Source organism: Micromonospora sp. WMMD708, assembly GCF_049315245.1.
Lineage (GTDB): Bacteria > Actinomycetota > Actinomycetes > Mycobacteriales > Micromonosporaceae > Micromonospora > Micromonospora wenchangensis.
The window spans coordinates 447,364-473,075 of the sequence record NZ_CP186060.1 but is presented as its reverse complement, the minus strand read 5'-3'; the positions used below and the strand labels follow the sequence as shown (position 1 = coordinate 473,075).

The following is a 25,712-nucleotide window of genomic DNA, read 5'->3' as shown; positions in this document are numbered from 1 at the left end:
CCACGGCGCGCGTGCGGCCCGGTCTGACACGGCGATTTTCCGCCGTCGATCGCGCGGCCCACGCCATACCGACCGCGCCCTGAGGACACCACGGGGCGCACCACGAGAGGGCACCCCCAGATCCAGATGAGCGAACAGATTCTCGACCAACTGGAGGGCCAGGAACTGGCCCCCACCGCACCGGTACGCCCGGAGGCCCCCACGTTCGCCGCGCTCGGCGCGCGACCCGAGACCGTCGAGGCCCTGGCTGCGGCGGGCATCACCCGCGCCTTCGCGATCCAGGAGTACGCGCTGCCGATCGCCCTGCGCGGCACCGACCTGATCGGCCAGGCCCCCACCGGCACCGGCAAGACCCTCGGTTTCGGCGTCCCGCTGCTGGAGCGGGTCTTCGCCCCGGCCGAGGGCAGCGACGGCGTGCCGCAGGCCCTGGTCGTCGTACCCACCCGCGAGTTGGGCATCCAGGTCGCCAAGGACCTCGCCGCCGCCGGGCGTACCCGGGGCGTCCGGGTGCTGCCGATCTACGGCGGGGTGGCGTACGAGCCGCAGATCGACGCGCTGCGCAAGGGCGTGGAGATCCTGGTCGGCACCCCGGGCCGGCTGATGGACCTGCAGAAGCAGAAGCACCTGCGGCTGGACCGGGTCCGCGCGCTGGTGCTCGACGAGGCCGACCGGATGCTCGACCTGGGCTTCCTCGACGACGTCGAGAAGATCCTGGCGATGCTGCCGGAGGACCGGCAGACCATGCTCTTCTCGGCGACCATGCCGGACCCGATCGTCACCCTCTCCCGGCGGTTCCTGCGCCGGCCGGTGACGATCCACGCCGGGCATACCGCCGAGACCGGCCCGTCCCCGCAGACCCGGCAGCTGGCGTACCGCACCCACTCGATGAACAAGATCGAGATCGTGGCGCGGATCCTCCAGGCCGAGGGGCGCGGGCTGACCATGATCTTCACCCGTACCAAGCGGGCCGCCGACCGGGTCGCCGAGGACCTCGACTTCCGGGGCTTCGCGGTGGCCGCGGTGCACGGCGACCTGGGCCAGGGCGCGCGGGAGCGGGCGCTGCGCGCGTTCCGGGCCGGCAAGATCGACACCCTGGTCGCCACCGACGTGGCCGCCCGGGGCATCGACGTCAGCGGCGTCACCCACGTCATCAACTACGACTGCCCCGAGGACCAGGACACCTACACCCACCGGATCGGTCGTACCGGCCGGGCCGGGGCGACCGGGGTCGCGGTCACCTTCGTCGACTGGGACGACATGCCCCGGTGGCGGATCATCGACAAGACACTCGGGCTCGACATGCCTGAGCCGCCGGAGACCTACCACACCTCCCCGCACCTCTACACCGACCTGGACATCTCCCCCGAGATGACCGGTACCCTGCCGACCGCCGAGCGGACCCGCGCCGGGCTCTCCGCCGAGGTCGAGGAGGACCTGGGCGGCCGGTCCCGCCGGGGCGAGAGCGGCGGCCGGGGCGGCCGGCGCGGCGAGGGCCGGGGACGCGGCGAGAGCAGCGGTCGGGGCGGCGGGCGCGGTGAGCGGCGTCGGGGTCGCCCCGACTCCGACGCGCCGGACGCCACCGGAACGCCCGTGGAGGCCGCCGAGGAGGGCACCCGTACCCCACGCAGCCGGCGTCGTCGCCGGGCCGGCGAGGTGGTCGGGGGCGAGTCGACCACGGTGACCACCGCCGGGTCCACCGACACCGCCGCCGGCCCGACCGGCGGGCCCTCCGTCGCCGCCGGTGCGGCAACCGAGGGTGAGCCGGGCCGGCCGCGTCGCCGCCGTCGGCGGCGCGGTGGGGGCGGCTCCGGCGCGGACGCGCCGGCCGAGGCCACCGCCGACTGACCAGACAGCACCGACGACATCCCCCGGCCGTCCGACGGTCCGGGGGATGTCCCGTCTGCGCCGGTGGGCACGTCGCCCCGGCGGCCCCAGCCCCTGACCGTGGGCCCGCACCCCTGCCGGAGCGCGTCCGGAGGCGGCATGCACCGGTGGCCGGTCCATGCCGGGCGGGCCGGGAGCGGCAGCCGCCGGGGTGGAAAGGATGATGTGACCATGCCGGAACCGTTGGACGCCGCCCTGACCGAGGTCCGGGCGTTGCTGCTCGACCCCGCCCTGACCCGTGCCGTCGCCGCCGGCCGACGCCGGGGCCGGCGCCCCTCGGTGGTACGGGCCGAACTCCGCCCGGTCGTCCTCAAGGCCGGCCCCCGGTTGCAGATCTCCACATCCGACGGCGCACGGCCGTACACCCGGAACGTGGCACCCGGCGCGGAGGCCGGCGCAGCGGTCGACGCGCTGCTCGCCGAGCCCTTCGGCAACTGGCACGTGGAGACCGCCGGGGCGACCCTCCAACTCCGGGTGACCAAGTCCGGCGAGGCGCAGGTGCACCGGGCGGCGGCCAGCCGGCCGGCCGCCCCGGCGGACGGCCACGACCGGGCCAAGGAGTACCTGCTCGACCCGGGCGACCCGATCTTCGCCGAGATCGGCGGCAACGCCGCCAAACGCCGGCAGGTGGACGCCTTCCTGCGGGCGCTGGCCGCCACCCTGCCCGACGATCTCACCGGGCGGCTGCGCGTGGTCGACCTGGGCTGCGGCAACGCCTACCTGACCTTCGCCGCCCACCGCTACCTGACCGCCCGCGGGCTCGACGTGGAACTGGTCGGGGTGGACGTGCGGGAGGACCAACGGCAGCGCAACAGCGAGCTGGCCGAACGCCTCGGCTGGGCCGACCGGGTCACCTTCGTGGCCGGGACGATCGCCGACGCGGTGGTGGAACCCGCCCCCGACCTGGTGCTCGCCCTGCACGCCTGCGACACCGCCACCGACGAGGCGCTGGCCCGCGCGGTGCGCTGGAACGCGCGGTGGATCCTCGCCGCACCGTGCTGCCACCACGACCTGGCGGCGCAGCTGCGCGCCCGGCCGGCTCCGACGCCGTACGAGCTGCTGACCCGGCAGGGCATCCTGCGCGAACGCTTCGCCGACGTGCTCACCGACGCGCTGCGGGCCGGTCTGCTGCGGTCGTACGGCTACCGGGCCGAGGTGGTCGAGTTCGTCGACTCCCGGCACACCCCCCGGAACCTGCTGATCCGGGCCCGCCGGAACGGCACCGGCGGCGGCGACCCGCAGGCGGCCGAGTACCGGCAACTGGTCGACCAGTGGCAGGTGACCCCCCGCCTGGCCACGCTGCTGGCCGACCCGCCCGGGGACGCCGTTCGGAACGACGGGCCGGCCAACCCGCCGCGCTGAACCGGGCTCAGCGCCGCCGGTCGCCGCTGCGGCCGCCGGGGCGCTCCCCCGGCCCCCGGTCGACGATCGAGGAGATCCGCTGACGCGGCCCCCGCTCGTCGTCGCCGGGCGCGGTGGGGAACGGCACCACGGTGCCGGACAGCTCGGCGTTGCCGGCGGCGGCGAACGCGTTCCAGGAGATGTCGACCAGGAGCCGTTTGAGTTCGGCGTGCCGGGCGGCGGCGCTGCGTTGCAGGGCCAGCCGGACCCCGAGCAGCACCCCCACCAGGGTGGTGGTGACGGCACCGGCGGCGGCCAACACGTGCGCCCCGGTCACCGCTTCACCGGTGACCACCAGCACCAGCAGCCAGCTCCAGAAACCGAGGGCGAACACGGCCGCCTTGACGACGAAGAAGACGCTGACCGCACCCGGGCGGTGCGGCACCGGACGGTCGGACTCGGCCATGCTCCTCCTCACCGGATGCCCGCCGGGTGGACGGACCCGCCGGGTTCAATTGACCGACGGCAACTGACGCTGTGTCACGACCTGCGCCGTCGCCGCCTGTGGATGTCGTACGGGCACTCGGATGACCGGTACGGGGAATTGCACCGGACCGCCGTCGTACTACCCTCGGAGGGCGTACCGGACACCCCGGCTCCCACCCGAAGAGGACGATCTCCAGGCATGGGTTCGACAGAGGTTTCACCCCAGATGGCGTTCGCCCGCTTCGTGCGGCGGGCCATCGACGACGCCCGTGACGAGCGGGGTTGGACGGTGAGCGACCTCGCTGCCCACACCGGTGTCGGTCGGTCCACCGTCTTCCGCTGGCTCGCCGGTGACTGGCAGGACTATCCCGAGCTGGCCAAGGTGCGTGGTTTCTGCGCCGCCCTCGACCTGCCGGTCGCGGCGGCCTTCCGGGCGCTCGGCCTGCCCGACTCGGGGCCCACCCCCCGCCGCCGCGCCGACGACGGGCCGGTGGAGGCGGACGTCCGGGTGATCCTCGACCGGCTGGCCGATCCGACGGTGCCCGCCGAGGAGAAGCACCACATCCGCGACCTGCTGCGCTACCTGGCCCGCCGCCCGGTCCGCCGCGCCGGCTGACACCCCGCCGTCGATCCGGCCGGCTCCGGGCCGCTGCTCTCAGCGGACGGTCAGGGTGAACTCGGCGGCACGCACCACGCCCGCCACCTGGAAGTCCAGGTACATCCGGTAGTTGCCGGGGCCGGGCGCGGTCAGCCAGAACGTCACCGTATCGGTGGTCGGCCCGGGGCCCGGGTGCACGTGCAGGTAGCCCAGGTCCCCCTCGCGGAGGGCGACCAGATGCCCGTACGCGCCGAGGTAGCGCTCCAGGGCGGCGGGTCGTCCCGCCGGGTCCCGGGCCGTGAACCGGAACGGTACGGCCGCACCCACCTGCGGGGTGCCCTCGTAGTCGACGGTGAACCCGTCGACCGTGGCCCGGGTGGCCGGGGCGGGCAGCGGGCGGGGCGCGTACTCCCCGGGGGCGACCAGGTCCACGCCCAGTGTCGCCGGGGTCTGCCGGCCGTCGTCGGCGACCGCCGTGAAATCCGTGTACGCCCGCCAGACGCCCGGCTGCGGCAGGGTCAGCGGGACCGACCAGGTGCCGTCGGCGGCCATCGTCGGGTGCAGGTGCTGGAATCCGGTGAGGTCGCGGCGTACCACCACCAGGTGCATCGGCTTGTCGTGCACGACCGCGAACCGGGTGACCGGGCGGCGCTGCGCGTCGCGGATCTGGAACCGCAGTTCACCGGCCCGCCCGGCGGCGAACTCCCCGCCCGACGGGACGAGCGTGTAACCGCCGGAGCTGACGGACAGGCCGGTGGCCGCGTCGCCGGAGGAGTCGGTGCCGGTGCCGTCGTGCTGGTGCGCGCCGGTGCCCGGAGCGTGGGTGTGCTCGCCGACGGCGGTCGCGGCGGTCGCCGCCGGAGGGTCGGTCGGTCGCCCGTTGACCCGGCCGAGCCCGAAACCGAGCAGGACGGCGAGCACCAGGCCGCCCACCACCAGAGCCAACCGCAGCGTGGCCCGGTCCGGACCGGTCGTCGACGCCCCGTCCCCGGCCGCACTCCCACCGGCGGACAGCGCCCACCCGCCGGGTTCCGCGCCGCCCGGCTCCTGCCGGTCCGCCAGGTACGCGACGCCCGCGACGCCGTCCCGGCCCTGCCGGTCCGCCGGCTGCGCGGGGCCCGCGTCGGTGCCCCGGTCCACCGGTTCCACGGTGTCCTGGTCGGTGACCGGTCCGCCGCTACCTGCCGGGCCGGCGGGCCGGGTGACGGATCGCTGGTCGGCCATCCGCTCACCGTACCGTCGACCCCGGCGGCACCGGAGCGACGGCCGGACACCGTGGCGGCGGTCGCATCACGGCCGGCCGGGGAACTTTCCGCCCGTCCCGTCCACCGCCGATGTCGGCCGCGACCCGGGCCCGGGGTCAGCCGGCGACGGCGAGGGCCAGCGGGAGGACGTCGGGGGCGCCGGCCCGGCGCAGCAGGCGGGCCGCCATCGTCATCGTCCAGCCGGAGTCGACCAGGTCGTCGACGAGCAGCACCGGGCCGTCCAGCGCGGCCAGCGCGCCGGCAGTCTCGTCGGTGACGGTAAAGGCGTCGTGCAGGGCGCGTACCCGCTGGGCGCTGTTGCCACGCGGCCCGCCACCCCCGGCCGGGCCGGCGGGGGTGACCAGGCCGAGCAGGGGCAGCCGACCGACCGTGGCGATCCGCTCGGCGAGCGACGCGACCAGGGTCGGGTGGCTGCGGGAGCCGACCGCGACCACCCCGGCCGGGCGGCGCGGCCACGGGTCGTCGCCGTGGGCCCAGGCTTTCAGCACCTCCACCACGGCCGCCGCCACGTCGTCGGGCACCGGGCCGTCGGCCGTGCCGGGGCCGACCAGGCCACGCAGCCGACCACCCCAGCCCAGGTCGGACAGCCGCCCCACGGCCCGACCGGCCAGCGCCTGCTCCGTCGGCGGAATCCGCCCCTTCAGCGGTACGCCGACCGCGTCGAGGCCGGTCGGCCAGAGCTTCTTGGGGGCGATCTGCACCCCGGGGCGGCCGAGGAAGGACTGCGCGGCGGTCAACGCGGGGCCTGACACCTCGGCGGTGAACAGGGGCGCGGCGCAGCGGTCACACCGGCCGCAGTCGTCCGCCCCGGTGTCGTCGAGGCAGTCCCGCAGGTACCGCATCCGGCAGCCGGGCGTCGTGGCGTACTCGCGCATGGCCTGCTGCTCGGCGGTGCGTGCCTCGGCGACGCGGCGCAACCGGGCCTCGTCGTAGGTCCAGGGTTCGCCGGTGGCGAGCCAGCCCCCGCGCACCCGGCGGACCGCACCGTCGACGTCGAGCACCTTGAGCATCAGTTCGAGGCGGGTCCGGCGCAGGTCGACGAGGGGTTCCAGGGCCTGGGTGGAGAGCGGCCGGTCGGTGTGCAGGGCGGCCAGCACGGCGCGCACCTGGTCCTCGGGCGGGAAGGCGAGCGAGGCGAAGTAGCGCCAGATCGCGGCATCCTCGACCCCGGGCAGCAGCAGCACCTCGGCGTGTTCGACGGCCCGACCGGCACGGCCGACCTGCTGGTAGTAGGCGATCGGCGAGGGCGGCGCACCCAGGTGCACCACGAAACCGAGGTCGGGCTTGTCGAAGCCCATCCCGAGCGCACTGGTCGCCACCAGCGCCTTGATCTTGTTGTCGAGCAGGTCCTGTTCGGCGGCGCGGCGGTCGGCGTCCTCGGCCTGGCCGGTGTAGGAGGCCACCGACCAGCCGCGCCCGCGCAGGAACTCGGCGGTCTCGGTGGCCGCCGCCACGGTGAGCGTGTAGATGATCCCCGAGCCGGGGAGCGCCTCCAGGTGGTCGGCGAGCCAGGCCAGCCGGTGCGCCGGGCTGGGCAGGTCGAGCACGCCCAGCCGCAGCGACTCCCGGTCCAGGGTGCCCCGCAGTACCAGCACGTCGGCCCGTCGTCCACCGGCGTCGGCGGGCGATGCGGCAGGATCGGCGGTCGACGCGCTGCCGTCGGCGCGAGGTCCGGCGGGCGATCCGGCGCGGTCGGCGGGGGGTGCGGCGCGGGGTGCGTGGCCGTCGGCGGTGGGTGGGGTGGATTCGGTGCCGAGCTGCTCGGCGACGTCCCGGGTCACCCGCTCGTTGGCGGTGGCGGTGGTGGCGAGCACCGGGGTCCGCTCCGGCAGGTTACCCAGGAAGGTACGCAGCCGGCGGTAGTCGGGCCGGAAGTCGTGCCCCCAGTCGGAGACGCAGTGCGCCTCGTCGACCACCAGCAGCCCGGTGGTGGCGGCCAGCCGCGGCAGGACGGCGTCGCGGAAGTCGGGGTTGTTGAGCCGCTCGGGGCTGATCAGCAGCACGTCCACCGCCCCGGCGTGGATCTCGGCGGTGATCTCGTCCCACTCGTCAAGGTTGGCCGAGTTGATGGTGCGGGCCCGGATGCCGGCGCGGGCCGCCGCCTCCACCTGGTTGCGCATCAACGCCAGCAGCGGCGAGACGATGACCGTCGGCCCGTGCTCGCCGCGCTCGCGCAGCAGTGCGGTGGCCACGAAGTAGACCGCCGACTTGCCCCACCCGGTGCGCTGCACGCACAGCACCCGCCGCCGGTCGACCACCAGCGCCTCGATGGCCCGCCACTGGTCCTCACGCAGCCGGGCGTGCTCGCCGGCCAGCCGCCGCAGCACCCCCTCGGCCCGATCCCGCACCGTCGCCCGATCCCCACTCACCCGGCATTCCTACCACCCCGGCCGGGCACCCCGACGCTCCGTGCAGTTGATCAAGAGGTTCACGTCATGATCCGCGCCCAGGACGACGCAAACCTCTTGATCATCGGGGCGGACGGGTGGGAGGGCTGATCACCGGTCCGCTGGGCCGGGGCACCTGCGTCGTCGAGCCCGCGACGCGCTGACCTGCCCCACGGCAGCCCGGCGCACGGCAACCCGGCGTACACGCATCGCCGGCCGCCGGAGCGGCGCACCCGGCAAGCGTGCGGACCCACGCCCCTCGTCGGTGACCCTTGACCCGGGGTTCCACCCTGAGTGGCACATTCATCACCCTCTGGAGGCAGGAATGCGTTGGCTCATCATCATCATCGTCGTACTCGTGGCCCTCGCAGCCGTGACATGGTGGCGTCGTGGCCGCCGGCCGGTGACCGACGGGGACCGGCAGGTACGTGACCTGGCGGCATCGGAGCAGGCCCGCCGCCGCCTGGACGACCACCGGAACCCGACGGACGGCAGCAACCTCCGCAGCACCGGGGGCGGAGGTCTGTGACCGGACTCCCGGCGGGCCGACGGCGACTGATCCACGTCCCGACCCCGGTCGCCGCGCTCACCCGCCCGAGACCCGGGGTACCTCCACCCCCTCCTGGGCCGATGTTGCGGTGTCCGGGCGAAGGAATACCGCAACATCGGCGACATAGCGCGGATCAAGCGCCTGACCGCCCGGTGAGCCGGGCTATCGCGGCAGCGGCTTCCCGAGCGCGCGTACGACGGTCGACGACATCGCCGCCAGTTCGGGCTGGGCGGGCAGGAAGACCGTGGGGACACCCAACGACTGGTTCATCGCGGCGAGCCGGCACTCGGCCTGGAGGTCGGTGCTGTTCCGCACGCCCCGGACGATCACGCCCACCAGGTAGACGGCGCGTACCCGACCGGTGCCTCCTACCGGTGCCAACCCGTCGACCCCCATGCCCCGACTGTAGGTGCCGGCCGCCGTCTCGATCGACTCCTGTGGGCCGAGGTAGCGGTGTCCGGGCGAGGGGACACCGCTACCTCGGCGACAGAGCGCGGATCAAGCGCGACACAGCCCGGATCAAGCCGGATCAAACACCGAGGCCGGCGCGGGCGGCGACGGCGGTGTCGGGCTGGTCGGCGAAGACGCCGTCCAGGCCGAGGCCGAGGAAGAGTTCGTACTCGGCGGTGATGTCGCCCCGGGCGTTCGGGTCGGCGCCGATCCGGAAGTCGACCGGGAGGAACTGGTTCTCGGCGCGGAACGTCCAGGCGTGCACCAGCAGCTTGTGCCGGTGCGCGTCGCGGACCACCGTGGTCGGGGCGAGCAGCCGGCCGGTGGCGTCCCGGGGGACGATCAGGTTCTTGTTCAGCCCGACCCCGTCGGCGTACCGGGCGATGCCGCGCAGGCCGGCGGCGGTGGCCAGGTCCTGGTAGGTGCGCGGGTCACCGGCGGCGGTGAAGTCGTACGGCCGGCCGGTGGCGTCGAGGAGCTGGACCAGCGGCACGTCGATCATGCGGTCGAGCGTGCGCAGGTTGGCGGTCTCGAAGGACTGGATGAACACCGGGTCGTCGCGGTGGGTCAGCTTGTTGCGGCGCAGCACCGTGACCAGCGGCTCCTCCAGCGGCAGCCCGATCGAGGCGAAGTAGGTGGGGTGCTTGGTCTCCGGGTAGACGCCGATGGTGCGGCCCCGTGCCTTCGACTCGGCGCGGGCCAGGTCCAGCACCTCCTGGAAGGTGGGCACCGCGAACCGGCCGTCGAACGCGGTGTTCGCCACCCGCACCTGGGGCAGCCGCTCCTTGGCCCGCAGCGTCTTCAGCTCGGCCAGGGTGAAGTCCTCGGTGAACCAGCCGGTGACCGGCACCCCGTCGATGGTCTTGGTGGCCTTGCGGCCGGCGAACTCCGGGCGGGCGGCCACGTCGGTCGTACCGGAGATCTCGTTCTCGTGCCGGGCGACCAGCACCCGGTCCCGGGTCGAGACCAGGTCGGGTTCGATGTAGTCGGCGCCCATCCGGATCGCCAGCCGGTACGCCTCCAGGGTGTGTTCCGGGCGGTAGCCGCTGGCCCCCCGGTGGGCGATCACCAGGGGCCGGTGGGTGGCCCGGTCGGCGCGGTCCGCGTCGTCCTCGCGGGCCGAGGCGGCGCCGGGAACGGCCACCGGGACGGCGACGGCCACGGCGAGCAGCGCGCCGGCCACACCGAGAGCGGAAAGGGTACGTCGCAACGCGGTCTCCTTGGTCGTATGGGCACCCGGCCGGACGCCGGTACGCCCCAACGGGCGCTCACAGCAGACCGGGCGTGGCTGACCGCCAGTTGCCCGTCGCCTGGCCGCCAGGTGAACCCTGCGGGGAAACCGGGACCGGCCCCGGATACGCGATTCACCGCCCCGGTCCCGCCGGAATCGACAGGATTGTCTGGTGCACCGCTTTCTTCGTCACCCCGTCCGGCTGGTGCCGTTCGGTTTCCTGGTGGCGATCGCGATCGGCACCGGCCTGCTGATGCTGCCCTGGGCCACCAGTGCGCACCGCTACACCCCGCTGGTCACCGCCCTGTTCACCGCCACCTCGGCGGTCTCGGTCACCGGCCTGGCGGTCACCGACACCCCGAACTACTGGAACGGGTTCGGGCTGGTGATGATCACCGTGCTCACCCAGGTCGGTGGACTGGGCATCCTCACCGGCGCGGCCCTGGTCAGCCTGGCGGTCACCCGGCAGCTCGGGCTGCGCAACCGGCTGCTGGTGCAGGCCGAGACCGCCGAGTACGGCTTCGCCGACCTGCGCCGCCTGCTGCTGCGCATCGCCGGCACGGTGTTCGGCTGCGAGTTGGTGATGACCGCGGTGGTGACCACCCGGCTCCGGCTCGCCTACGACTACTCCCCGGGCCGGGCGTTGTGGTCGGGCACGTTCCACTCGATCCAGGCGTTCAACAACGGTGGCTTCACCCTCTACACCGACGGGCTGGTCGGGTTCTCCCGTGACCCGTGGGTGGCGCTGCCGCTGGCGTTCGGCGCGATCGTCGGCGGGCTGGGCTTCCCCGCGCTGTTCGAGGCGTTCCGCCAGCGTGGCCGGCCCGGCCGCTGGGCGGTGGCCACCAAACTGACCGTCTGGGGCAGCGTGGTGCTGGTGACGGTGGGTTTCGTCGGGCTGCTCACCACCGAGTGGGACAACCCGTTCACCATCGGCACCTACGACACCCCGGACAAGCTGCTCGCCACGTTCGCCCAGATCGCGCTCAGCCGTACCGGCGGATTCGACGTGATCGGCGTGGCGGCGCTACGCGAGGAGAGCTACCCGCTGCTCATCGCCCTGATGTTCATCGGCGGCGGCAGCACCAGCACCGCCGGTGGGATCAAGGTGTCCACGTTCTTCCTGCTCGGCTTCGTCATCTGGGCGGAGCTGCGCGGCGAACCGGACGTCACCGTGGGCCGCCGCCGGATCGCGGTGGCCAGCCAACGCCAGGCGCTGACGGTGGCGCTGCTCAGCGTCGCCCTGGTGACCGCCGGCACGCTCGCCCTGACCGTGCTCACCACCGACGTCCGGTTCAACGAAACGATGTTCGAGGTGACCTCGGCGTTCAGCACCGCCGGGCTCACCGTCGGGCTCACCCCGCACCTGCCCGCCTCAGGGGAACTGGTGCTCACCGTGCTCATGTACGTCGGGCGGATCGGCCCGCTCACCCTCGGCTCGGCGATCGCGTTGAACACCCGACGCCGGCTGTACCGCTATCCGAAGGAGCAACCCGTTGTCGGCTAGGGACGAGAGTGACGGCGACATCGCCGTGATCGGGCTGGGCCGGTTCGGCTGCCACCTGGCCGGGGCGTTGACCCGCCTCGGCCACCAGGTGCTCGCCGTGGACCGCGACCCGGCCCGGGTGCAGCGCTGGTCGGCGTCGCTGGACCGGGTGGTGCAGGCCGACGCCACCGAGGAACAGGCGCTGCGGCAGCTCGGCATCGGCGACTTCAGCCGGGTGGTGGTCGCCATCGGCGCCTCGGTGGAGGCCAGCGTGCTCACCGTGCTGGCGCTGACCGAGGTGGGCGTACCGCAGATCTGGGCGCGGGCGACGTCCCGCAAGCATGCCAAGATCCTGGCCTCGGTCGGCGCCCACCACGTGGTCTTCCCCGAGGCGGAGACCGGCGAACGGGTGGCCCACCTGATCGTCAGCCGGATGCTCGACTTCATGGAGTTCGGCGACGACTTGGCCATCGCCAAGGTGCCGGTGCCCCCGCCGCTTGTCGGTCACCGGCTGCGGGACCTGGCCGTGCAGGAGCGCTACGGGGTGATGGTGGTCGGCGCGAAACCCGCCGGGGAACGCTTCCGGTACGCCGACCCGGACGCTGTGCTCGGGCCGGGCAGCATCCTGATAGTGGAGGGCGGGATCGCCCGGGTGCAGCAGTTCGCGGCCCTACGCTGACCGCGCCGTCCGCACGCGACCCGGCGACCGCGGTCCCCGGCCGCCACCACGGGGCCGGCACGCCCGACCACCGCCGGGAGCCGACGTCCGGCCTCAGCCCCGGGGTCCCTTCCCGGGACCGCCACCCGGGCCGCCACCTGCGCCCTTGCCTCCCTTCCCGGTCACTTTCCCGCTTTTCCCGATGCCCCACCCGACCCCTTGCCCGCCGCCGGGCCGGGCCCCTTGGCGGGCTTCTCGGCCTTCGGTTTGGGCTTCGCCGGCCCGGCCGCCCCGGAACCACCCTTGCCTGACGACTTCGCCGGTTTCTTGGCCGCCGGCTTCTTGGCCGCCGGTTTCTTCGCCGCCGGGGGCTTCACCACGGGTGCGCTGCCGGCCACCCCGGAGACCCGTACCCCGCAGCTCGACTCGCCGACGGTGAACTCCAGCGGCAGCGGGTTGCCCCCGGTGTACCGGCCGGTCAGCGCGACCTTCTCCGATGCGCCCGGGGCCAGCGCGGCCCGCCCGGCCGCCGGGGTGACCCGCACCAGGCGTCCCTCCTGGCGTATCCCGGGGGTGGTCGTGGTGACGGTCTGCTGGCCGGGGAACGCGAAGCTCATCGTCCAGTCCCGCAGTTCCCGGGGGCCGGTGTTGGTCAGCGTGAGCTGGGCGGCGAAGTCCCTGCCGGAGTCGCTGCGCAGCGCGTACTCGACCTCGCACGGAATGGTGTCGGGCAGTCCCATCCGGGCCTCGGTGGGCCGGTCGACGCCACCGCTTGCGGGGCTGCGGGAGGTCACCCCCCAGATGGCCGCGGTGACGGCCACCAGGCTCGCGGCGGCCACCCCGGCCTCGATCCGCCGGCGGCGGACAGCGGCCCGGCGGGTGCGGGTACGACCCGAGAAGGGCAGCGCGTCGGTGTCGGCCGACCAGGGCAGGATCGTGGTGCCGGCGTTGGCGAGCAGAGCCGGGTCGCCCTGCCCTGGTGCCGGCGAGACGGGCACCGCCGCGACCATCCCGGCCGCCGAGGCGAGGGTACGGGCCACCTCGGCCGTCGCCGGCCGGTCCTCGGGCCGCTTGGCCAGGCAACGGCCGACCAGCTCGACCACCTCGTCGGGGAGCCCGCGTACCGGGGGCATCGGCTCCGGGTCGTGGTACATGTGCGCCCGCAGCATCTGCGTGGTGGTGCTGGCCTGCCAGGGCAGCCGCCCGGTGAGCATCCGGTAGAGCAGCAGCCCGACGGCGTACACGTCGGTGGCCGGGGAGACCTGGCCGTTGTCGAGGCGTTCCGGGGCGAGGTAGGCGGGGGTGCCGAGCAGCGCGCCGTCCGGCCCCTTCTCGCTCTCCCCGACCAGCGCCGAGATACCGAAGTCGACGACCTTCACCCCGGTGGTGGTGAGCATGACGTTGCCGGGGGTCACGTCCCGGTGCACCACCCCCCGGGCGTGTGCGGTGGCCAACGCCGAGGTCACCTCGGCGCCGATCGTCACCGCCTCCCGCCAGGGCAGCTGCCCGTCGCGGCCGAGCCGCGCGGTGAGCGGGCCGCCGTCCACCAGCTCCATCACCACGTACGGCACGGTCAGCCCGACCTGCTCGGACTCGCCGTAGTCGTACACGTTGGTGATGTTGGGGTGGCAGAGCCGGGCGGCGGCCTGCGCCTCGATCCTGATCCGGTGCCGGAAGGCCCGGTCGCTGGCCAGCCGCGAGGCGAGCACCTTGACCGCGACCTGACGGCCGAGCACCTGGTCGTAGCCGCGCCACACCACGGACATGCCGCCCGCGCCGAGCTGCTCGATCAGCCGGTACCGCTCACCGAGGAGCTGGGCGGCGTTCCGGACTCCTGCACCCATGGTCGACCGAGTTGCCCGGGACGGCCCGCCCTACACCTCGATGGTCGTAATCGGTCAGGAAAGTCACCCGATCAGGCGGTCGCGAGCAGTTGGTCCACCGGGGCGTAGTCGTCGGTCAACACCAGCGCGCCGTCGACGAACCGGGTCACCTCGCTGCCGGCGAGCATGTCGGGGATCTTCGCCACCGTGCCCAGCCGGGTGCGCAGCGCCTCCAGCGGCAGCGGGGCGTCCGAGGCGACGATGAGGAAGTTGCTGCCCTGCCGCCCGGCGATCGCCTCCGGCGGCGCGACGAGCGCCAGGTGTCTGAACTCGGCGGCCACGGTCGCCAGCTCCGAGCGGATGAACCGGCCCGGCGGGTAGTCGATGACGTTCTGCACGTAGATGCCGCCGGGACGGAGCACCCGGTCGACCTCCGCCGCCATCTCCCGGGTGGCCAGGTGCCACGGCACCACCAGGTGCCCGAAGGCGTCCCCGACGACCAGGTCCCGGCTGTCGGACGGCTCGCCGCCGACCAGCATCCGGGCGTCGCCCACCTCGGCCCGCAGCCCCGGCCCGGTCCGGACGCCCAACTCCCGCCGGTCCAGGTCGACCAGCTCACCGTCGATCTCGAAGACCACGTTGTCGGTGCCCGGCCGGGTGGCGCTCAGGTAGCGGGGCATGGTGAACCCGCCCCCGCCCAGGTGCAGCGCGTCCAACCGCTGCCCCTTCGGGGCGAGCACGTCGGCGACCGCGCCGATCCACTGGGTGTACTCGTACTCCAGGTGGGTCGGGTCGTTCAGGTCGACGTACGAGTGCTGGGCCGAGTTGAGGTAGAGGGTGCGCCCGCCGGCCCGGTCCGGATCACGTTCCACCCGGGCGCAGTGGTAGGCGGTCTCCACGTCGCACGGGTTCGGCGCGACCGCGCTCAGTCCCGCCGCGACCAGCCCCAGCACCGCCAGGGCGGCCTTCACCCGGGTCGGGCCGGGCAGCCCGGCGGCCTCCTGCCGGCGCAGGTAGACCCCGAGCGCCAGCCCGGCCACGCCGAGCGCCGCCGCCAGCCCGATCAGGATGACCGTGCTGGGCAGCGCCGCCACCAGCACGAACCCGGTGACCAGGGTGGCGGTGATGCCGCCGAGGGTGCCGATGCCGGACAGCCGGCCGACGACCTGCCCGGTACGCCGCAGGTCGGACAGTTGCAGCTTCACCACCAGCGGGGTGACCGCCGACAGCAGCGCCGCCGGCACGAACACGGCCAACGCGGTGAGCAGCAGGATGCCGCTGACCGCACCGCCGCGCAGCAGCTCACCGGCGTACCGGACGACCGGCAGGGTGATTGCGGCGGCGATGCCGGCCAGGATCAGCGCCGGGGCGAGCAGCCCGCGCGGGTCCCGCCGGTCGGCCAGCCAACCGCCCGTCCACGCCCCGTACGCGATGGCGGCCAGCGCGATGCCGATCACCGAGCTGGTCACCTGGAGGGTCACCCCGACGTACGGGCCGACCAGGCGCAACGAGACCGTCTCCAGCACCAGCACCGCGCCACTGGAAAAGAAGACCAGGAACGCGGCGAGCCCGTTGGGCAGGGCCCGGGAGGGCGTCGGCGCGGGAGGCGTCGGAACGGTCACGACGTCGGACGATGAGCTGCTCACCGTCGCGATGCTACGTCCCCTTCCTGGGCCCGACGGTCAGTACATCGAAAGATGAACATGGTTTGTGTGGTCGGCGGCCGGGCTGCCCGAGCCGCTGTACGCCCGCCAGCCGGTGTTCGGCATCCAGATCTGCCGGTACCAGATCACGTACAGCACACCGAGCCGGTTGGCGTTGTTCTTGAAGTAGTTGGCCAGGCTGTCGCCGTACGCCTTGTCCCCGCCGGTCGCCGTCTCGTCCTTGAAGCCGCTGGTGGCGGCGGAGAAGTCGCAGGCCCGACCCTTGGGGTGCTCGCCGCCCCCGCCGCTGCGGTAGCAGGAGACGTACCGCTTGTAGCCGGCGGCCTTGGCCTGCTGCATGGCGTGCAGGGTGCGCGGGGTGATGCAGCCGGAGGTGGTCGGGTCGTTCACCGAACACGACTCGCCCGGCCACGACCCGTCGGAGTTGCGCGGGGCCGGCTTCGCCGAACTCGACCCGCCGCTGAAACCGGCGCTGCTGCCCGAGCTGACCGTGGCCAGGGCGCGTTCGGCGTCCCGCTTCTTCTTGGCCAGCGTGGCGAGCTGTTTCTGCTGCTCGCGGACCTCGGCGTTGATCGCGATCGTGGCCTCGGCGGCGGTCTGCCGGGCCTCCGCCAGGGCGCGGAGCTGCTTGCCGTCCCGCTGGGCCATCATGTCCAGGTCGGCGGCCCGCTTGAGGAACGCCTCCGGGCTGGCCGTGTTGAGCAGCATCGACGTCGGCGTCAACCGGCCCACCCGGTACGACTGCGCGGCCACCTCGCCCACCTGGGTGGTCAGCTCACCCAGCCGCCCCTCGATCACCTTCAGCTCGGCGGTCAGCGCGGCCTGCCGCCGCTTGGAGGTGTCCAGCTTGGCCTTGGCCTCGATGTGCCCCTTGGCCGCCGCCGTCAACGCGTCCTTGAGCTCCTTGGTACCACCCTCGCCGGGTTCCGCCGCGGCGGGCACCACGCCGACGCCGAGCAGCAGCGCCACCGCGGCGAGCAGCACGGTCAACGACCGACGCAGACGCGGCCGGGTCAGGTTGGTCCTGGGCACGGAGGTGTCCTTCCCTCTGCCGCCGACGCCCGACCGAGGGGCCGGTGCGGCGGCGGTCCCGCCGGCCCCGGTTGGCGGCCTGGGGGCGGAGACCGCCGGTCACATTACCGCAATCACGCCCTGTCACCAGGCCCGTGACGGCCCCGGACCGCGACCCTCGACCGGGAGTGTCGAACCGGTAGCCGAGGGTCCACCACCGTCGATCCCTCAGCCGGTGGAGCCGGCAGCCGGGGCGCTGGCGCGGCCCGCCGGGCCCCGGCGGTTCAGTCGCCGAGCAGGGCGGCCCGGACCTCGTGCCAGGTCTGCTCGTCGGAGGCGACCAGCAGGCCCGGACCGCCGTCGGCCGGGTGGTACTCGGTGCCGTCGAACCGGCGGGCCACCCCGCCCGCCTCGCGCACCAGCAGCGCGCCCGGGGCATGGTCCCAGGGCAGGGTCCGCCAGAACAGGACGAACTGCTGGTCACCGGTGAGCAGGTCGAGGTACTCCCGCCCGGCGCAGTGCTGGCCGGGCAGCAGTTCCCCGATCCGGCTGCGGCCGGCCGCCACCCGGTCCCGGGTCGCCCGGGGCAGGTACTGGACCATCGCGGTGCCGCGCAGCCGTTCCGGCGGCAGGACGGGGGTCTCGCGCACCGGCCGGCCGTCCAGCCGGGTGCCGGCCCCGGCGCGGGCCACGGCCATCGTCCCCGCCAGCGGGTCGAACACCCAGGACGCGGCCGGCTCACCGCCGGAGAGCAGGGCCACCATCAGCGCGAACGGTCGCCGCCCGGCGGCGAAGTTCCCCGTCCCGTCGACCGGGTCGACCACCCACACGTCGCCGTCGCCGCGCAGGTGCCGCAGCAGCGACCCGTCCTCGGCGACCGCCTCCTCGCCGACGACCAGGGAACCCGGCAGCAACCGGCGCAGTTCCGCCGAGATCCGCTCCTCGGCCCGCTGGTCGGCGACGGTGACCAGGTCGCCCGGTGCCTTCTCGGTGACGTCGGCGTCGTCCAGCTTGCGGAACAGCGGCAGCACCACGCTCGCCGCGGTATCCCGCAGCAGCGCGTCGACGTCGTCGAGCAGGTGGTCAGCCACGCGGCGGCAGCTTGACCACGCTGACGAAGAACTCGTCGATCTGGCGGACCACCGAGATGAAGCGGTCGAAGTCCACCGGCTTGGTCACGTAGGCGTTGGCGTGCAACTGGTAGCTGCGCAGGATGTCCTCGTCGGCCTGGGAGGTGGTCAGCACCACGACCGGGATACGGCGCAGTTCCTCGTCGTTCTTGATCTCCTCCAGCACCTCCCGGCCGTCCCGGCGGGGCAGGTTCAGGTCGAGCAGGATCAGGTCGGGGGTCACCGCGTCCGCGTACCGGCCCTCGCGCCGCAGGTAGGCCAGCGCCTCGGCCCCGTCGGAGACAACCGTCAGCCGGTTGCGGAGCTTGTGCTCCTCGAACGCCTCCTGGGTCATCAGCACGTCACCCGGGTCGTCCTCGACCAGCAGGACCTCGATCGGGCTCTTGCCGTCCGCCGGCGCGGTCATCCCACCCTCTCCTTCGTGCCACCCGTCGTGCCGTGCCCCGGCGGCCCGCCGGGTGGGTCCTCGTCCTGCGTGCCGTCCGGCTGCCGGCCGACCGGCGTCGGTCGGGCCGCCCCGTCGGCGGTCTCCCCGACCGGGTCGGGGGTGACGTCGTCGGTCGCCGCCGGGCTCTCCGCGTCGGTGTCCCCGTCGGCCACCGCCGCGTCCGCCTCGGCCGCCGCCTTCGCCGCCTCGACGTCCTCCGGCCGGGCCGGCAGGGTGAACCGGATCGCCGTCCCCTCGGCCTGGTCGGTGTCGACCCAGACCCGACCGCCGTGGTACTCGACGATCTTCTTGACGATGGCCAGGCCGATGCCGGTGCCAGGGTAGGCGTCCTTGGCGTGCAGCCGCTGGAAGATCACGAAGATCTTGTCGGCGAACTCGGCCTCGATGCCGATGCCGTTGTCCTGGCAGGTGACCTCCCACTCGTCACCGACCAGCCGGGCCGAGACCCGCACCTTCGGCGCGACGTCCGGGCGGCGGAACTTCACCGAGTTGCTCACCAGGTTGACCAGCAGGTTGGTGAGCAGCGGCTCCTCGCCCCGGATCACCGGCAGCTCGCCCCAGGTCAGCTCGGCGTCGGCGTACTGCCGGCCCGGCTCGGTCTGGCTGGCCACGTCGCCCATCACCTTGTTCAGGTCGACGTCGACGAAGCCGGTGGTGAGCCGGCCGATCCGGGAGAACGCCAGCAGGTCGTTGATCAGGCGCTGCATCCGCTGCGCGCCGTCGACCGCGAACGCGATGTACTGGTCGGCCCGCTCGTCGAGCTGCCCCGCGTACCGGCGTTGCAGCAGCTGGCAGAAGCTGGCCACCTTGCGCAGCGGCTCCTGCAGGTCGTGCGAGGCGACGTAGGCGAACTGCTCCAGGTCACGGTTGGAGCGGGTCAGCTCCTCGGCCTGCTTCTGCAACTGGCTGTTGACCCACTCGATGTTCTCCCGGGCGGCCCGCACCTCGGCCAGGTCCTTGGCGATCTTCTGCCGCATCACGTCGACGTCGTCGGCGAGCCGGCGGAACTCCGGCGGCCCCGACCCGGCGATGTGGTGCTGGTAGTCGCCCGCGGCGACCTCCCGCACCTGCTGCGCCAGGCCGGTCAGCGGCCGGATCACCATCCGCTCCAGGGAGAGCAGCATCAACGTGCCCGCCAGGACGACCACCACCGCCGCGACGATCAGCAGCATCACCAGCATGTTGCCGGTGCGCTCGATGTCCCGGGCGCCCTTCTCCCGCTCGGTCAGGATCGCCGTCTGGAGGTCACCCACCGTCGCCCGGACCTCGTCGAACTGCTGCCGGGCCTGCGCGGTGATCAACGCCTGGCCGGCGGCGGTGCCGCTGCTCGCGGTGGTGGTGATCACCGGCTCGGCCACCGTCCGCCGCCAGTCCGCCGCCTGCTGCTGCGCCGTGCGCAGCGCACCCGCGACCGCCGGGTAGTCGCGGCCCAGGTCGGCGATCGTGGCGGCCACGTCGCGCTCCTGCTGCACCCCCTGCTCGTACGGGGCCAGGTCGGCGCGGTTGCCACTGACCGCGTACCCCCGGACGCCGGTCTCCTGGTCGAGCAGCGCGTTGAGCATCTCCTGGCCCTGCACCCGCAGCGGGCCGGTCCTGGTCAGCAGGGTGTCGGTGTACGCGCGGTTCTTCGCCGCCACCACCGCCTCGGCCGCCGCCAACCCGACCAGCAGCACACCGACCACGGCCAGCAGCGCCAGCACCCGGCGACGCAGGGTCCACCCCCGGCGGTACGTGTTCACCGGCCACCGCCCCGGGTGACCAGCAGCATGGCGACGTCGTCGGCGAGCGGCCCCCCGTTGATCTGCTCGGCCCGACCGACCAGCCAGGCGGGCAGCTCGGACAGCGGCACGGCGTGGTTGGCGCGTTCCTGGAGCAGGCCGGTCAGCCCGTCGACGTCCAACCGGTCGTCGCCGTCACCCACCCGCCCCTCGATCAGGCCGTCGGTGTACATCAACAGGGACCAGTCATCGGTGTCGAACTCCAGATCGAACGCGACGGGACGGCGGGGTCGTACGCCGAGCAGCAGGCCACCCCGGGCCGGGACCGGCGCGACCTTGCCGCCGGACAGCAGCAGCGGCGGCGGGTGGCCGGCCAGCCGGACGGTGGCCCGGTTCGCGGCCAGGTCGAGCCGGACGGTGGCGACGGTGGCGAAGATCTCCTGGAGCCGGCGCTCGCTCATCAGCACCTGTTCCAGGGCGGGCAGCACCTCGTCGTCGGGCACCCCGGCCAGGATCAACGCCCGCCAGGCCACCCGCAGTTCGACGCCGAGGGCGGCCTCGTCCACCCCGTGCCCGCAGACGTCGCCGACGATCAGGTCGACCCGGTCCGGCTGCGTCTGCACCACGTCGAAGAAGTCCCCGCCGATCAGCGCCGCGTGCCGGCCGGGCCGGTAGAAGGTGTGCACCGCCACCTCGTCGGTGGTCATCAGCGGCTGGGGCAGCAGGCCCCGTTCCAGTCGGGCCGACTCGGCCTGGCGCAGCTCGATCTCGCGCAGGCGACGGGCGTTCTCGTCGGCCCGCTTGCGTTCCACCGCGTAACGCAGGGCGCGGGTCAGCAGTACCCCGTCGACCTGCCCCTTGACCAGGTAGTCCTGGGCACCCTCGGCGACCGCGACGATGCCGAGGTGCTCGTCGGAGCGGCCGGTCAGCACGCAGACCGCCGCGCCGCTGGACATCTCCAGCACCCGGCGCAGCCCGTCCAGGCCCTGCGCGTCGGGCAGGCCCAGGTCGAGCAGCACGCAGTCAACCCCGGCGATGCGCTGCCGGGCCTCGCTGAGGCTGGTCGCGACCAGCAGGTCGATCATCGAGTTGGTCTCGGCGAGCAGCTCACCGACCAGGAAGGCGTCGCCCTCGTCGTCCTCGACCAGCAGCACCCGCAGCCGTTCCCCCGGCGGCAGGTTGGGGTGCGGCCCCAGCCCGCCGTGCGGGTACGGCGCGACGGAGGGCCCGGCCATGCCAGGCCCCCGGTGCGACCGGGTCACCGCCGCGAGACGCGGGAGTTCGCTGGTGATGTCGGGCTCCTTCCGAGTGCCCTGCTGATCCTGTATTAGACAACGGTCGCACACAACACGGTCCGCCCGGTCCGGGCGTTCCCGGGCAAGGCCGTCACCAGGGTGAGCGCCGAGTCAGCGCCGCGCGTCACGGTTCGGTTCCGGTACGCCCCGGCCGCGCCCCGTCGGGGGCAGGATGGTGCACCACCTCCGCACCACCTCCGAGGAGTTCCCGTGGGCGCACCCCCCGCCTCCGCCGCCGACCGGGCGCTGACCCGCCCCCGGCGTCGTCTACTTGCCGCCGTGGCCGCCCTGCTGGCGTTGGTCGCGGTGGGCGCGGTCGTGCTGGTCACCCTGGCCACCCCGACGCCCCGGCCGGTCGACGCCCCGGCCGACGAGTTCAGCGCCGGGCGGGCGTACCGGACGGTGCAGACGGTGGCGCAACGCCCGCACCCGGCCGGCAGCGCCGCCAACGACCAGGTCCGTGAGCACCTCGTCGGGGCGCTGCGCGGGCTGGGCCTGGAGACCGAGGTGCAGGACACCGTCGCCCCGGAGGCCGGGCAACTCAGCGGGGCGGCCGGCGGGGCCACCTTCGCCCGGGTCCGCAACGTGGTGGCCCGGCTGCCCGGAACCGCCTCCACCGGCCGGGTGTTCCTGGTGGCGCACTACGACTCGGTGCAGACCGGCCCGGGTGGCAACGACGACGCGGCCGGCACCTCCACCGTGCTGGAGGTGGCCCGCGCGCTGGCCGCCGGCCCCCGACCCCGCAACGACGTCGTGTTCGTGCTGACCGACGCCGAGGAGGCGTGCCTGTGCGGGGCGGCGGCGTTCGCGGCGAGCCACCCGCTGGCCGCCGACGGCGGGGTGGTGCTCAACCTGGAGGCGCGGGGCTCCACCGGCCCGGTGATCATGTTCGAGACGTCCCGGAACAACGCCGAACTGGTGGCCGCCTTCGGCCGGGGCGCACCGCATCCGGTGGGCACCTCGTTCGCGGTGGAGATCTACCGGGCGCTGCCCAACGACACCGACTTCACCGCCTTCCTCGACAACGGCTTCGTCGGGTTGAACGCGGCGTACATCGACGGGGGCGCGATCTACCACACCCCGCTGGACACCCCGGCGGCGATGAACCGGGGCAGCCTCCAGATGCACGGCGACAACGCGCTCGGCCTGGCCCGGGAGTTCGGCCGCGCCGACCTGACGGCGCTGCGCGCCGGCCACGACGCCACCTACTTCCCGGTGCCGGGCGGGCTGGTCCGCTACCCCGGCTGGCTGACCTGGCCGCTGGCCGCCCTGGCGGTGCTCGGGGTGCTGGTGCTGGGTTGGCAGGTCCGGCGCGCGGGGCGGGCCGGGGCCGGTCGGCTGGTCGCCGGGTTCGGGCTGGCGCTGGTGCCGATCGTGGTCGCCCCGGTCGCCGCCCAACTGCTGTGGGCGGGGATCACCGCGCTGCGCCCCGGGTACGCCGAACTGCTCGACCCGTACCGGCCGGTCTGGTACCGGCTGGCGGTGGTGGCGCTCGCCGCCGCGATCCTGCTCACCTGGTACGCGCTGACCCGCCGCCGGGTCGGCCCGGCGGCGCTTGCCGTCGGTGGGTTGGGCTGGCTGGCCCTGCTCGGGGTGGTGCTGGCGGCGCTGGTGCCCGGCGGGGCCTACCTGGCCACCCTCCCGGCGCTGGCCGGCGCGCTCGCCGGCCTGGTGGCGCTGCGTACCCGGATCGACGGCCCGTGGCCGGTGGCCGCGGTGACCCTGGCCGGGGCGGTCGCCGTGGTGATCCTGCTGCCCACCGTGGTGCTGCTCTTCCCGGCGCTGGGGATGGCGATGGGCGGGGTCGCGGCCCTGTTCGCGGTGCTGCTCGGGCTGGCCGCGCTGCCGGTGCTCGACCTGCTGCACCCGGCGGCCGGCGGCCAGCGGGGCATGGTCGCCGCCCGGGCCCGCCGGCTCGGCGCGCTGCCGGCCGTCGCCGCCACGCTCGCCGCCGCCCTGTTCGCCGGGGTCGGCCTGGCGGTCGACCGGTTCGACGCGGACCACCCCGTGCCCACCCACCTGATGTACGCCCTGGACGCCGACACCGGTAAGGCGCAGTGGCTCACCCGGGAGGCCGACCCGCAGCCGTGGACCGCCGGATACGTCGACGGTCCCGCCACGGTCGACGGCTTCCCCGGCCTGGGTGATCCGGACCTGCGCGGCGGCCCGGCCCCGGCGGCGAGCCTGCCCGCGCCGACGGTGCAGGTGCTGGCGGACACCACCGCCGGTGGGCCGCGCACCCTGCGGCTGCGGCTGCTCCCCCAGCGCACCGTCCGGCTGGCCACCCTGCACGTCGACACGACCACCGCCGAGGTGACCCGGGCCGAGGTGGCCGGCCGGGAGGTGCCGGTCGAGCGGCAGCCGGGCGGTGAGGAAACGTCGGCCGACCGGTGGGGCTTCGGGATCGTGTTCCACGCTCCGCCTGCCGAAGGGGTCGAGATCACCCTGACCGTGGTGTCCCGGGCGGGGCAGGTGGCGGTGCGGGCGATGGACGCCAGCGACGGGCTGGAAGGGCTGCCGGGGTTCCGGGAGCGGCCGGCTGCGGTGGGGGTGGTCGGGTCGCACACCTCGGAGATGTTGGCGGTCGCCCGCACGTATCCGTTCTGACGAGCGCCTGCCGCTATAGCACCACAGGCGGTACCATATGTCTGGAGCGTGGGAGGCCTTGTGATGCAGGACGTTCGCCCCGAGGTGAGTCACTACTCCTATCGCGTCACGTGGTCGGCCCAGGACAACGAGTTCATCGCCACCTGCGCCGAGTTTCCCTCGCTGTCCTGGCTGGCACCCTCTCAGATCGAAGCCCTGCAAGGGCTTCAGGACCTGCTGAGCGAGGTGGTCGCGGACCTGGAGCAGCAGGGCGAGGAAGTACCCGAGCCGTTTGCCGATCGGAGCTACTCGGGCAAATTCAACGTGCGCGTCGGTGAAAGCCTGCACCGCGAGTTGGCCATCCATGCCGCAGAAGACGGGATGAGCCTCAACCAGTACGTCGTACGGAAGCTGTCGGCAGCCTGAACACGGTGGGATGGCCCGGATAACCGGTCGCCCGGACCGGCGGGGCCGGCTACGGTCCGCAGGATGCGGCTGGAGAAGGTCACCCCGGAGAACTACGAGGCAGCGCTCAAGCTGTCGGTGCGCCCCGATCAGGAGGATCTGGTCGGGCCGGTGGTCAAGTCACTGGCCGAGGCGTACGTCTTCCCCGACATCGCCTGGCCGAGGTTGATCTTCGACGGCGACCGGATGGTCGGTTTCCTGATGGCCTTCCTCGACTACGCGTGGGGCGACAACCCCGATGACGTCCGGTCGGGCCTCTGGAAACTCAACATCGCGGCCGACGACCAGGGGAAGGGTTACGGGCGGTTCGCCGTCGAGGCGGTATGCGCGGAGATCCGCGCCCGGGGCGGCAACCGGGCGTACGTCACCTGGGTGCCGCGCGAGGGCGGGGCGGAGGGCTTCTATCTGAAGCTGGGCTTCCGGCCGACCGGCGAGCAGAGCGACGGGGAGACGGTCGCCGTCCTGAACCTCTGACAATGAGGATGTAGGAGCGGGTCACCCGGCTGGGCTGACTCAACCCTCTGACGGATTCCAGCCGACACCACCTCAGCTGGTTGTCCGGCTCCGGGGCAGTCCAGCGTTACCATGACCTCCATGACCGCCGCACACGCGTTCGAGTATGAGGTTCCGCCTCATGCCGGTCCGCCGTCCGAGGCCGTCGAGGCGGCTGAGGATGGCAACGTCGTCTACCTGACTCGTCAGGGGCAGCGGGTGGCGGCGATGGGGCCACCGACGGCGCTCGATCCGCAGGGTCTTGAGAAGATCAGACAGTATCTGGGAGCGGTGGCCAGAAACCCGAACCGGACACCCGCTCTGCGCGCCTCGGCTCGTGAGGAGCTTGCGCGGCTCGACGAGATCATGGAACAGGTGATCGACGAGGAGGACGCCCAGGCATGCGACGACGCACTGGCGTCGATGCGTGCTGGTGAGTCGACGCAGCCGTGGAGCGCGGTCAAGCGGGAGCTCGACCTGTGACATGGAAGATCGAGCTCACCAATGCTGCGGCGCGCGAACTGGCCAAGCTCGATCGCCCCACCCAGGTCCGCATCGGTGCCGCGATCGATCAGCTGGCAGTTGACCCTCGGCCCGCCGGCTGCGTGAAGCTGTCCGGTGGCGATACCAAGTGGCGCATCCGGGTCGGCGATTTCCGGATCGTCTACCTGATCCTGGATGACCAGGTTTTGATAGCAGTCGTGCGAATCGCCCACCGGAGAGAGGTATACCGGTCCTTCTAGG

23 protein-coding genes are annotated in these 25,712 nt (G+C 73.6%); 11 read left to right on the top strand and 12 right to left on the bottom strand.

The window, feature by feature from the left end; all coding sequences use genetic code 11:
• Window positions 1–126: 126 nt before the first annotated feature.
• Both ACN260_RS02140 and ACN260_RS02135 read left to right on the top strand, forming a co-directional pair.
• Window positions 127–1,845, top strand: coding sequence for a DEAD/DEAH box helicase (locus ACN260_RS02140; protein ID WP_422754500.1), 1,719 nt, complete (start codon window positions 127–129; stop codon window positions 1,843–1,845).
• A 210-nt stretch (window positions 1,846–2,055) separates the two neighbouring features.
• The gene (locus ACN260_RS02135; RefSeq protein WP_422754499.1) at window positions 2,056–3,246 is read left to right on the top strand and encodes a class I SAM-dependent methyltransferase; all 1,191 of its coding nucleotides are present in this window, start codon (window positions 2,056–2,058) and stop codon (window positions 3,244–3,246) included.
• Between the two features lie 7 nt (window positions 3,247–3,253).
• Here ACN260_RS02135 and ACN260_RS02130 read toward each other — a convergent pair whose 3' ends face one another.
• Entirely contained in the window at window positions 3,254–3,691 is a 438-nt protein-coding gene (locus tag ACN260_RS02130; protein WP_422754498.1) for a hypothetical protein, read from the bottom strand.
• 219 nt (window positions 3,692–3,910) lie between these two features.
• Here ACN260_RS02130 and ACN260_RS02125 point away from each other — a divergent pair, with 219 nt between their 5' ends.
• On the top strand, window positions 3,911–4,327 hold the full coding sequence (locus ACN260_RS02125; protein WP_091242216.1) for a helix-turn-helix domain-containing protein: 417 nt from the start codon (window positions 3,911–3,913) through the stop codon (window positions 4,325–4,327).
• Window positions 4,328–4,366: 39 nt separating this feature from the next.
• Here the strand turns inward: ACN260_RS02125 and ACN260_RS02120 are convergent, their stop codons facing one another.
• Both ACN260_RS02120 and ACN260_RS02115 read right to left on the bottom strand, forming a co-directional pair.
• On the bottom strand, window positions 4,367–5,533 hold the full coding sequence (locus ACN260_RS02120; protein ID WP_422754497.1) for a hypothetical protein: 1,167 nt from the start codon (window positions 5,531–5,533) through the stop codon (window positions 4,367–4,369).
• A gap of 136 nt (window positions 5,534–5,669) precedes the next feature.
• Entirely contained in the window at window positions 5,670–7,943 is a 2,274-nt protein-coding gene (locus tag ACN260_RS02115; protein WP_422754496.1) for a DEAD/DEAH box helicase, read from the bottom strand.
• Between the two features lie 343 nt (window positions 7,944–8,286).
• On the opposite strand from ACN260_RS02115, the gene ACN260_RS02110 reads away from it, so the two are divergent.
• Entirely contained in the window at window positions 8,287–8,490 is a 204-nt protein-coding gene (locus ACN260_RS02110; protein ID WP_422754495.1) for a hypothetical protein, read from the top strand.
• A 183-nt stretch (window positions 8,491–8,673) separates the two neighbouring features.
• On the opposite strand, the gene ACN260_RS02105 is transcribed toward ACN260_RS02110, so the two are convergent.
• Complete coding sequence (locus ACN260_RS02105) at window positions 8,674–8,907, bottom strand: hypothetical protein (RefSeq protein WP_422754494.1); 234 nt, start codon at window positions 8,905–8,907, stop codon at window positions 8,674–8,676.
• Window positions 8,908–9,040: 133 nt separating this feature from the next.
• On the bottom strand, window positions 9,041–10,171 hold the full coding sequence (locus ACN260_RS02100; protein WP_422754493.1) for a glycerophosphodiester phosphodiesterase: 1,131 nt from the start codon (window positions 10,169–10,171) through the stop codon (window positions 9,041–9,043).
• Between the two features lie 193 nt (window positions 10,172–10,364).
• Here ACN260_RS02100 and ACN260_RS02095 point away from each other — a divergent pair, with 193 nt between their 5' ends.
• On the top strand, window positions 10,365–11,699 hold the full coding sequence (locus ACN260_RS02095) for a TrkH family potassium uptake protein (RefSeq protein WP_422754492.1): 1,335 nt from the start codon (window positions 10,365–10,367) through the stop codon (window positions 11,697–11,699).
• Entirely contained in the window at window positions 11,689–12,357 is a 669-nt protein-coding gene (locus ACN260_RS02090) for a potassium channel family protein (protein ID WP_422754491.1), read from the top strand. Before ACN260_RS02095 ends, ACN260_RS02090 begins: the two co-directional genes overlap by 11 nt.
• Before the next feature lie 161 nt (window positions 12,358–12,518).
• Here the strand turns inward: ACN260_RS02090 and ACN260_RS02085 are convergent, their stop codons facing one another.
• The 7 genes from ACN260_RS02085 to ACN260_RS02055 all read right to left on the bottom strand — a co-directional run bounded on the left by ACN260_RS02085 (window position 12,519) and on the right by ACN260_RS02055 (window position 21,365).
• Entirely contained in the window at window positions 12,519–14,180 is a 1,662-nt protein-coding gene (locus ACN260_RS02085; RefSeq protein ID WP_422754490.1) for a serine/threonine-protein kinase, read from the bottom strand.
• A gap of 71 nt (window positions 14,181–14,251) precedes the next feature.
• Window positions 14,252–15,805, bottom strand: a complete 1,554-nt coding sequence (locus ACN260_RS02080) for a fused MFS/spermidine synthase (RefSeq protein WP_422754489.1) — start codon at window positions 15,803–15,805, stop codon at window positions 14,252–14,254.
• Between the two features lie 36 nt (window positions 15,806–15,841).
• Window positions 15,842–16,855 (bottom strand): coiled-coil domain-containing protein, encoded by a 1,014-nt coding sequence (locus ACN260_RS02075; protein ID WP_422754488.1) that lies wholly within the window; start codon window positions 16,853–16,855, stop codon window positions 15,842–15,844.
• A gap of 263 nt (window positions 16,856–17,118) precedes the next feature.
• The gene (locus ACN260_RS02070) at window positions 17,119–17,925 is read right to left on the bottom strand and encodes an inositol monophosphatase family protein (RefSeq protein ID WP_422754487.1); all 807 of its coding nucleotides are present in this window, start codon (window positions 17,923–17,925) and stop codon (window positions 17,119–17,121) included.
• On the bottom strand, window positions 17,918–18,370 hold the full coding sequence (locus ACN260_RS02065; protein WP_402897112.1) for a response regulator: 453 nt from the start codon (window positions 18,368–18,370) through the stop codon (window positions 17,918–17,920). The genes ACN260_RS02070 and ACN260_RS02065 overlap by 8 nt, the downstream gene beginning before the upstream one ends.
• On the bottom strand, window positions 18,367–20,151 hold the full coding sequence (locus tag ACN260_RS02060; RefSeq protein ID WP_422754486.1) for a sensor histidine kinase: 1,785 nt from the start codon (window positions 20,149–20,151) through the stop codon (window positions 18,367–18,369). Before ACN260_RS02060 ends, ACN260_RS02065 begins: the two co-directional genes overlap by 4 nt.
• On the bottom strand, window positions 20,148–21,365 hold the full coding sequence (locus ACN260_RS02055; RefSeq protein ID WP_422754485.1) for a PP2C family protein-serine/threonine phosphatase: 1,218 nt from the start codon (window positions 21,363–21,365) through the stop codon (window positions 20,148–20,150). Before ACN260_RS02055 ends, ACN260_RS02060 begins: the two co-directional genes overlap by 4 nt.
• A gap of 270 nt (window positions 21,366–21,635) precedes the next feature.
• Here ACN260_RS02055 and ACN260_RS02050 point away from each other — a divergent pair, with 270 nt between their 5' ends.
• The 5 genes from ACN260_RS02050 to ACN260_RS02030 all read left to right on the top strand — a co-directional run bounded on the left by ACN260_RS02050 (window position 21,636) and on the right by ACN260_RS02030 (window position 25,711).
• The gene (locus ACN260_RS02050; RefSeq protein ID WP_422754483.1) at window positions 21,636–24,032 is read left to right on the top strand and encodes a M28 family peptidase; all 2,397 of its coding nucleotides are present in this window, start codon (window positions 21,636–21,638) and stop codon (window positions 24,030–24,032) included.
• 63 nt (window positions 24,033–24,095) lie between these two features.
• Window positions 24,096–24,437, top strand: coding sequence for a type II toxin-antitoxin system HicB family antitoxin (locus ACN260_RS02045; RefSeq protein WP_422754482.1), 342 nt, complete (start codon window positions 24,096–24,098; stop codon window positions 24,435–24,437).
• A 63-nt stretch (window positions 24,438–24,500) separates the two neighbouring features.
• Window positions 24,501–24,950, top strand: coding sequence for a GNAT family N-acetyltransferase (locus ACN260_RS02040; RefSeq protein WP_422754481.1), 450 nt, complete (start codon window positions 24,501–24,503; stop codon window positions 24,948–24,950).
• Window positions 24,951–25,070: 120 nt separating this feature from the next.
• On the top strand, window positions 25,071–25,451 hold the full coding sequence (locus tag ACN260_RS02035) for a hypothetical protein (RefSeq protein WP_281902619.1): 381 nt from the start codon (window positions 25,071–25,073) through the stop codon (window positions 25,449–25,451).
• Complete coding sequence (locus ACN260_RS02030; protein ID WP_422754480.1) at window positions 25,448–25,711, top strand: type II toxin-antitoxin system RelE family toxin; 264 nt, start codon at window positions 25,448–25,450, stop codon at window positions 25,709–25,711. The genes ACN260_RS02035 and ACN260_RS02030 overlap by 4 nt, the downstream gene beginning before the upstream one ends.
• Window position 25,712 lies beyond the last annotated feature (1 nt).

Excerpts from the sequence above, each read along its gene's own strand:
- ACN260_RS02140 (WP_422754500.1), top strand. The coding sequence starts at position 127 with ATGAGCGAACAGATTCTCGACCAACTGGAGGGCCAGGAACTGGCCCCC.
- ACN260_RS02135 (WP_422754499.1), top strand. The coding sequence starts at position 2,056 with ATGCCGGAACCGTTGGACGCCGCCCTGACCGAGGTCCGGGCGTTGCTG.
- ACN260_RS02130 (WP_422754498.1), bottom strand. The coding sequence starts at position 3,691 with ATGGCCGAGTCCGACCGTCCGGTGCCGCACCGCCCGGGTGCGGTCAGC.
- ACN260_RS02125 (WP_091242216.1), top strand. The coding sequence starts at position 3,911 with ATGGGTTCGACAGAGGTTTCACCCCAGATGGCGTTCGCCCGCTTCGTG.
- ACN260_RS02120 (WP_422754497.1), bottom strand. The coding sequence starts at position 5,533 with ATGGCCGACCAGCGATCCGTCACCCGGCCCGCCGGCCCGGCAGGTAGC.
- ACN260_RS02110 (WP_422754495.1), top strand. The coding sequence starts at position 8,287 with ATGCGTTGGCTCATCATCATCATCGTCGTACTCGTGGCCCTCGCAGCC.
- ACN260_RS02105 (WP_422754494.1), bottom strand. The coding sequence starts at position 8,907 with ATGGGGGTCGACGGGTTGGCACCGGTAGGAGGCACCGGTCGGGTACGC.
- ACN260_RS02085 (WP_422754490.1), bottom strand. The coding sequence starts at position 14,180 with ATGGGTGCAGGAGTCCGGAACGCCGCCCAGCTCCTCGGTGAGCGGTAC.
- ACN260_RS02065 (WP_402897112.1), bottom strand. The coding sequence starts at position 18,370 with ATGACCGCGCCGGCGGACGGCAAGAGCCCGATCGAGGTCCTGCTGGTC.
- ACN260_RS02055 (WP_422754485.1), bottom strand. The coding sequence starts at position 21,365 with ATGGCCGGGCCCTCCGTCGCGCCGTACCCGCACGGCGGGCTGGGGCCG.
- ACN260_RS02045 (WP_422754482.1), top strand. The coding sequence starts at position 24,096 with ATGCAGGACGTTCGCCCCGAGGTGAGTCACTACTCCTATCGCGTCACG.
- ACN260_RS02040 (WP_422754481.1), top strand. The coding sequence starts at position 24,501 with ATGCGGCTGGAGAAGGTCACCCCGGAGAACTACGAGGCAGCGCTCAAG.
- ACN260_RS02035 (WP_281902619.1), top strand. The coding sequence starts at position 25,071 with ATGACCGCCGCACACGCGTTCGAGTATGAGGTTCCGCCTCATGCCGGT.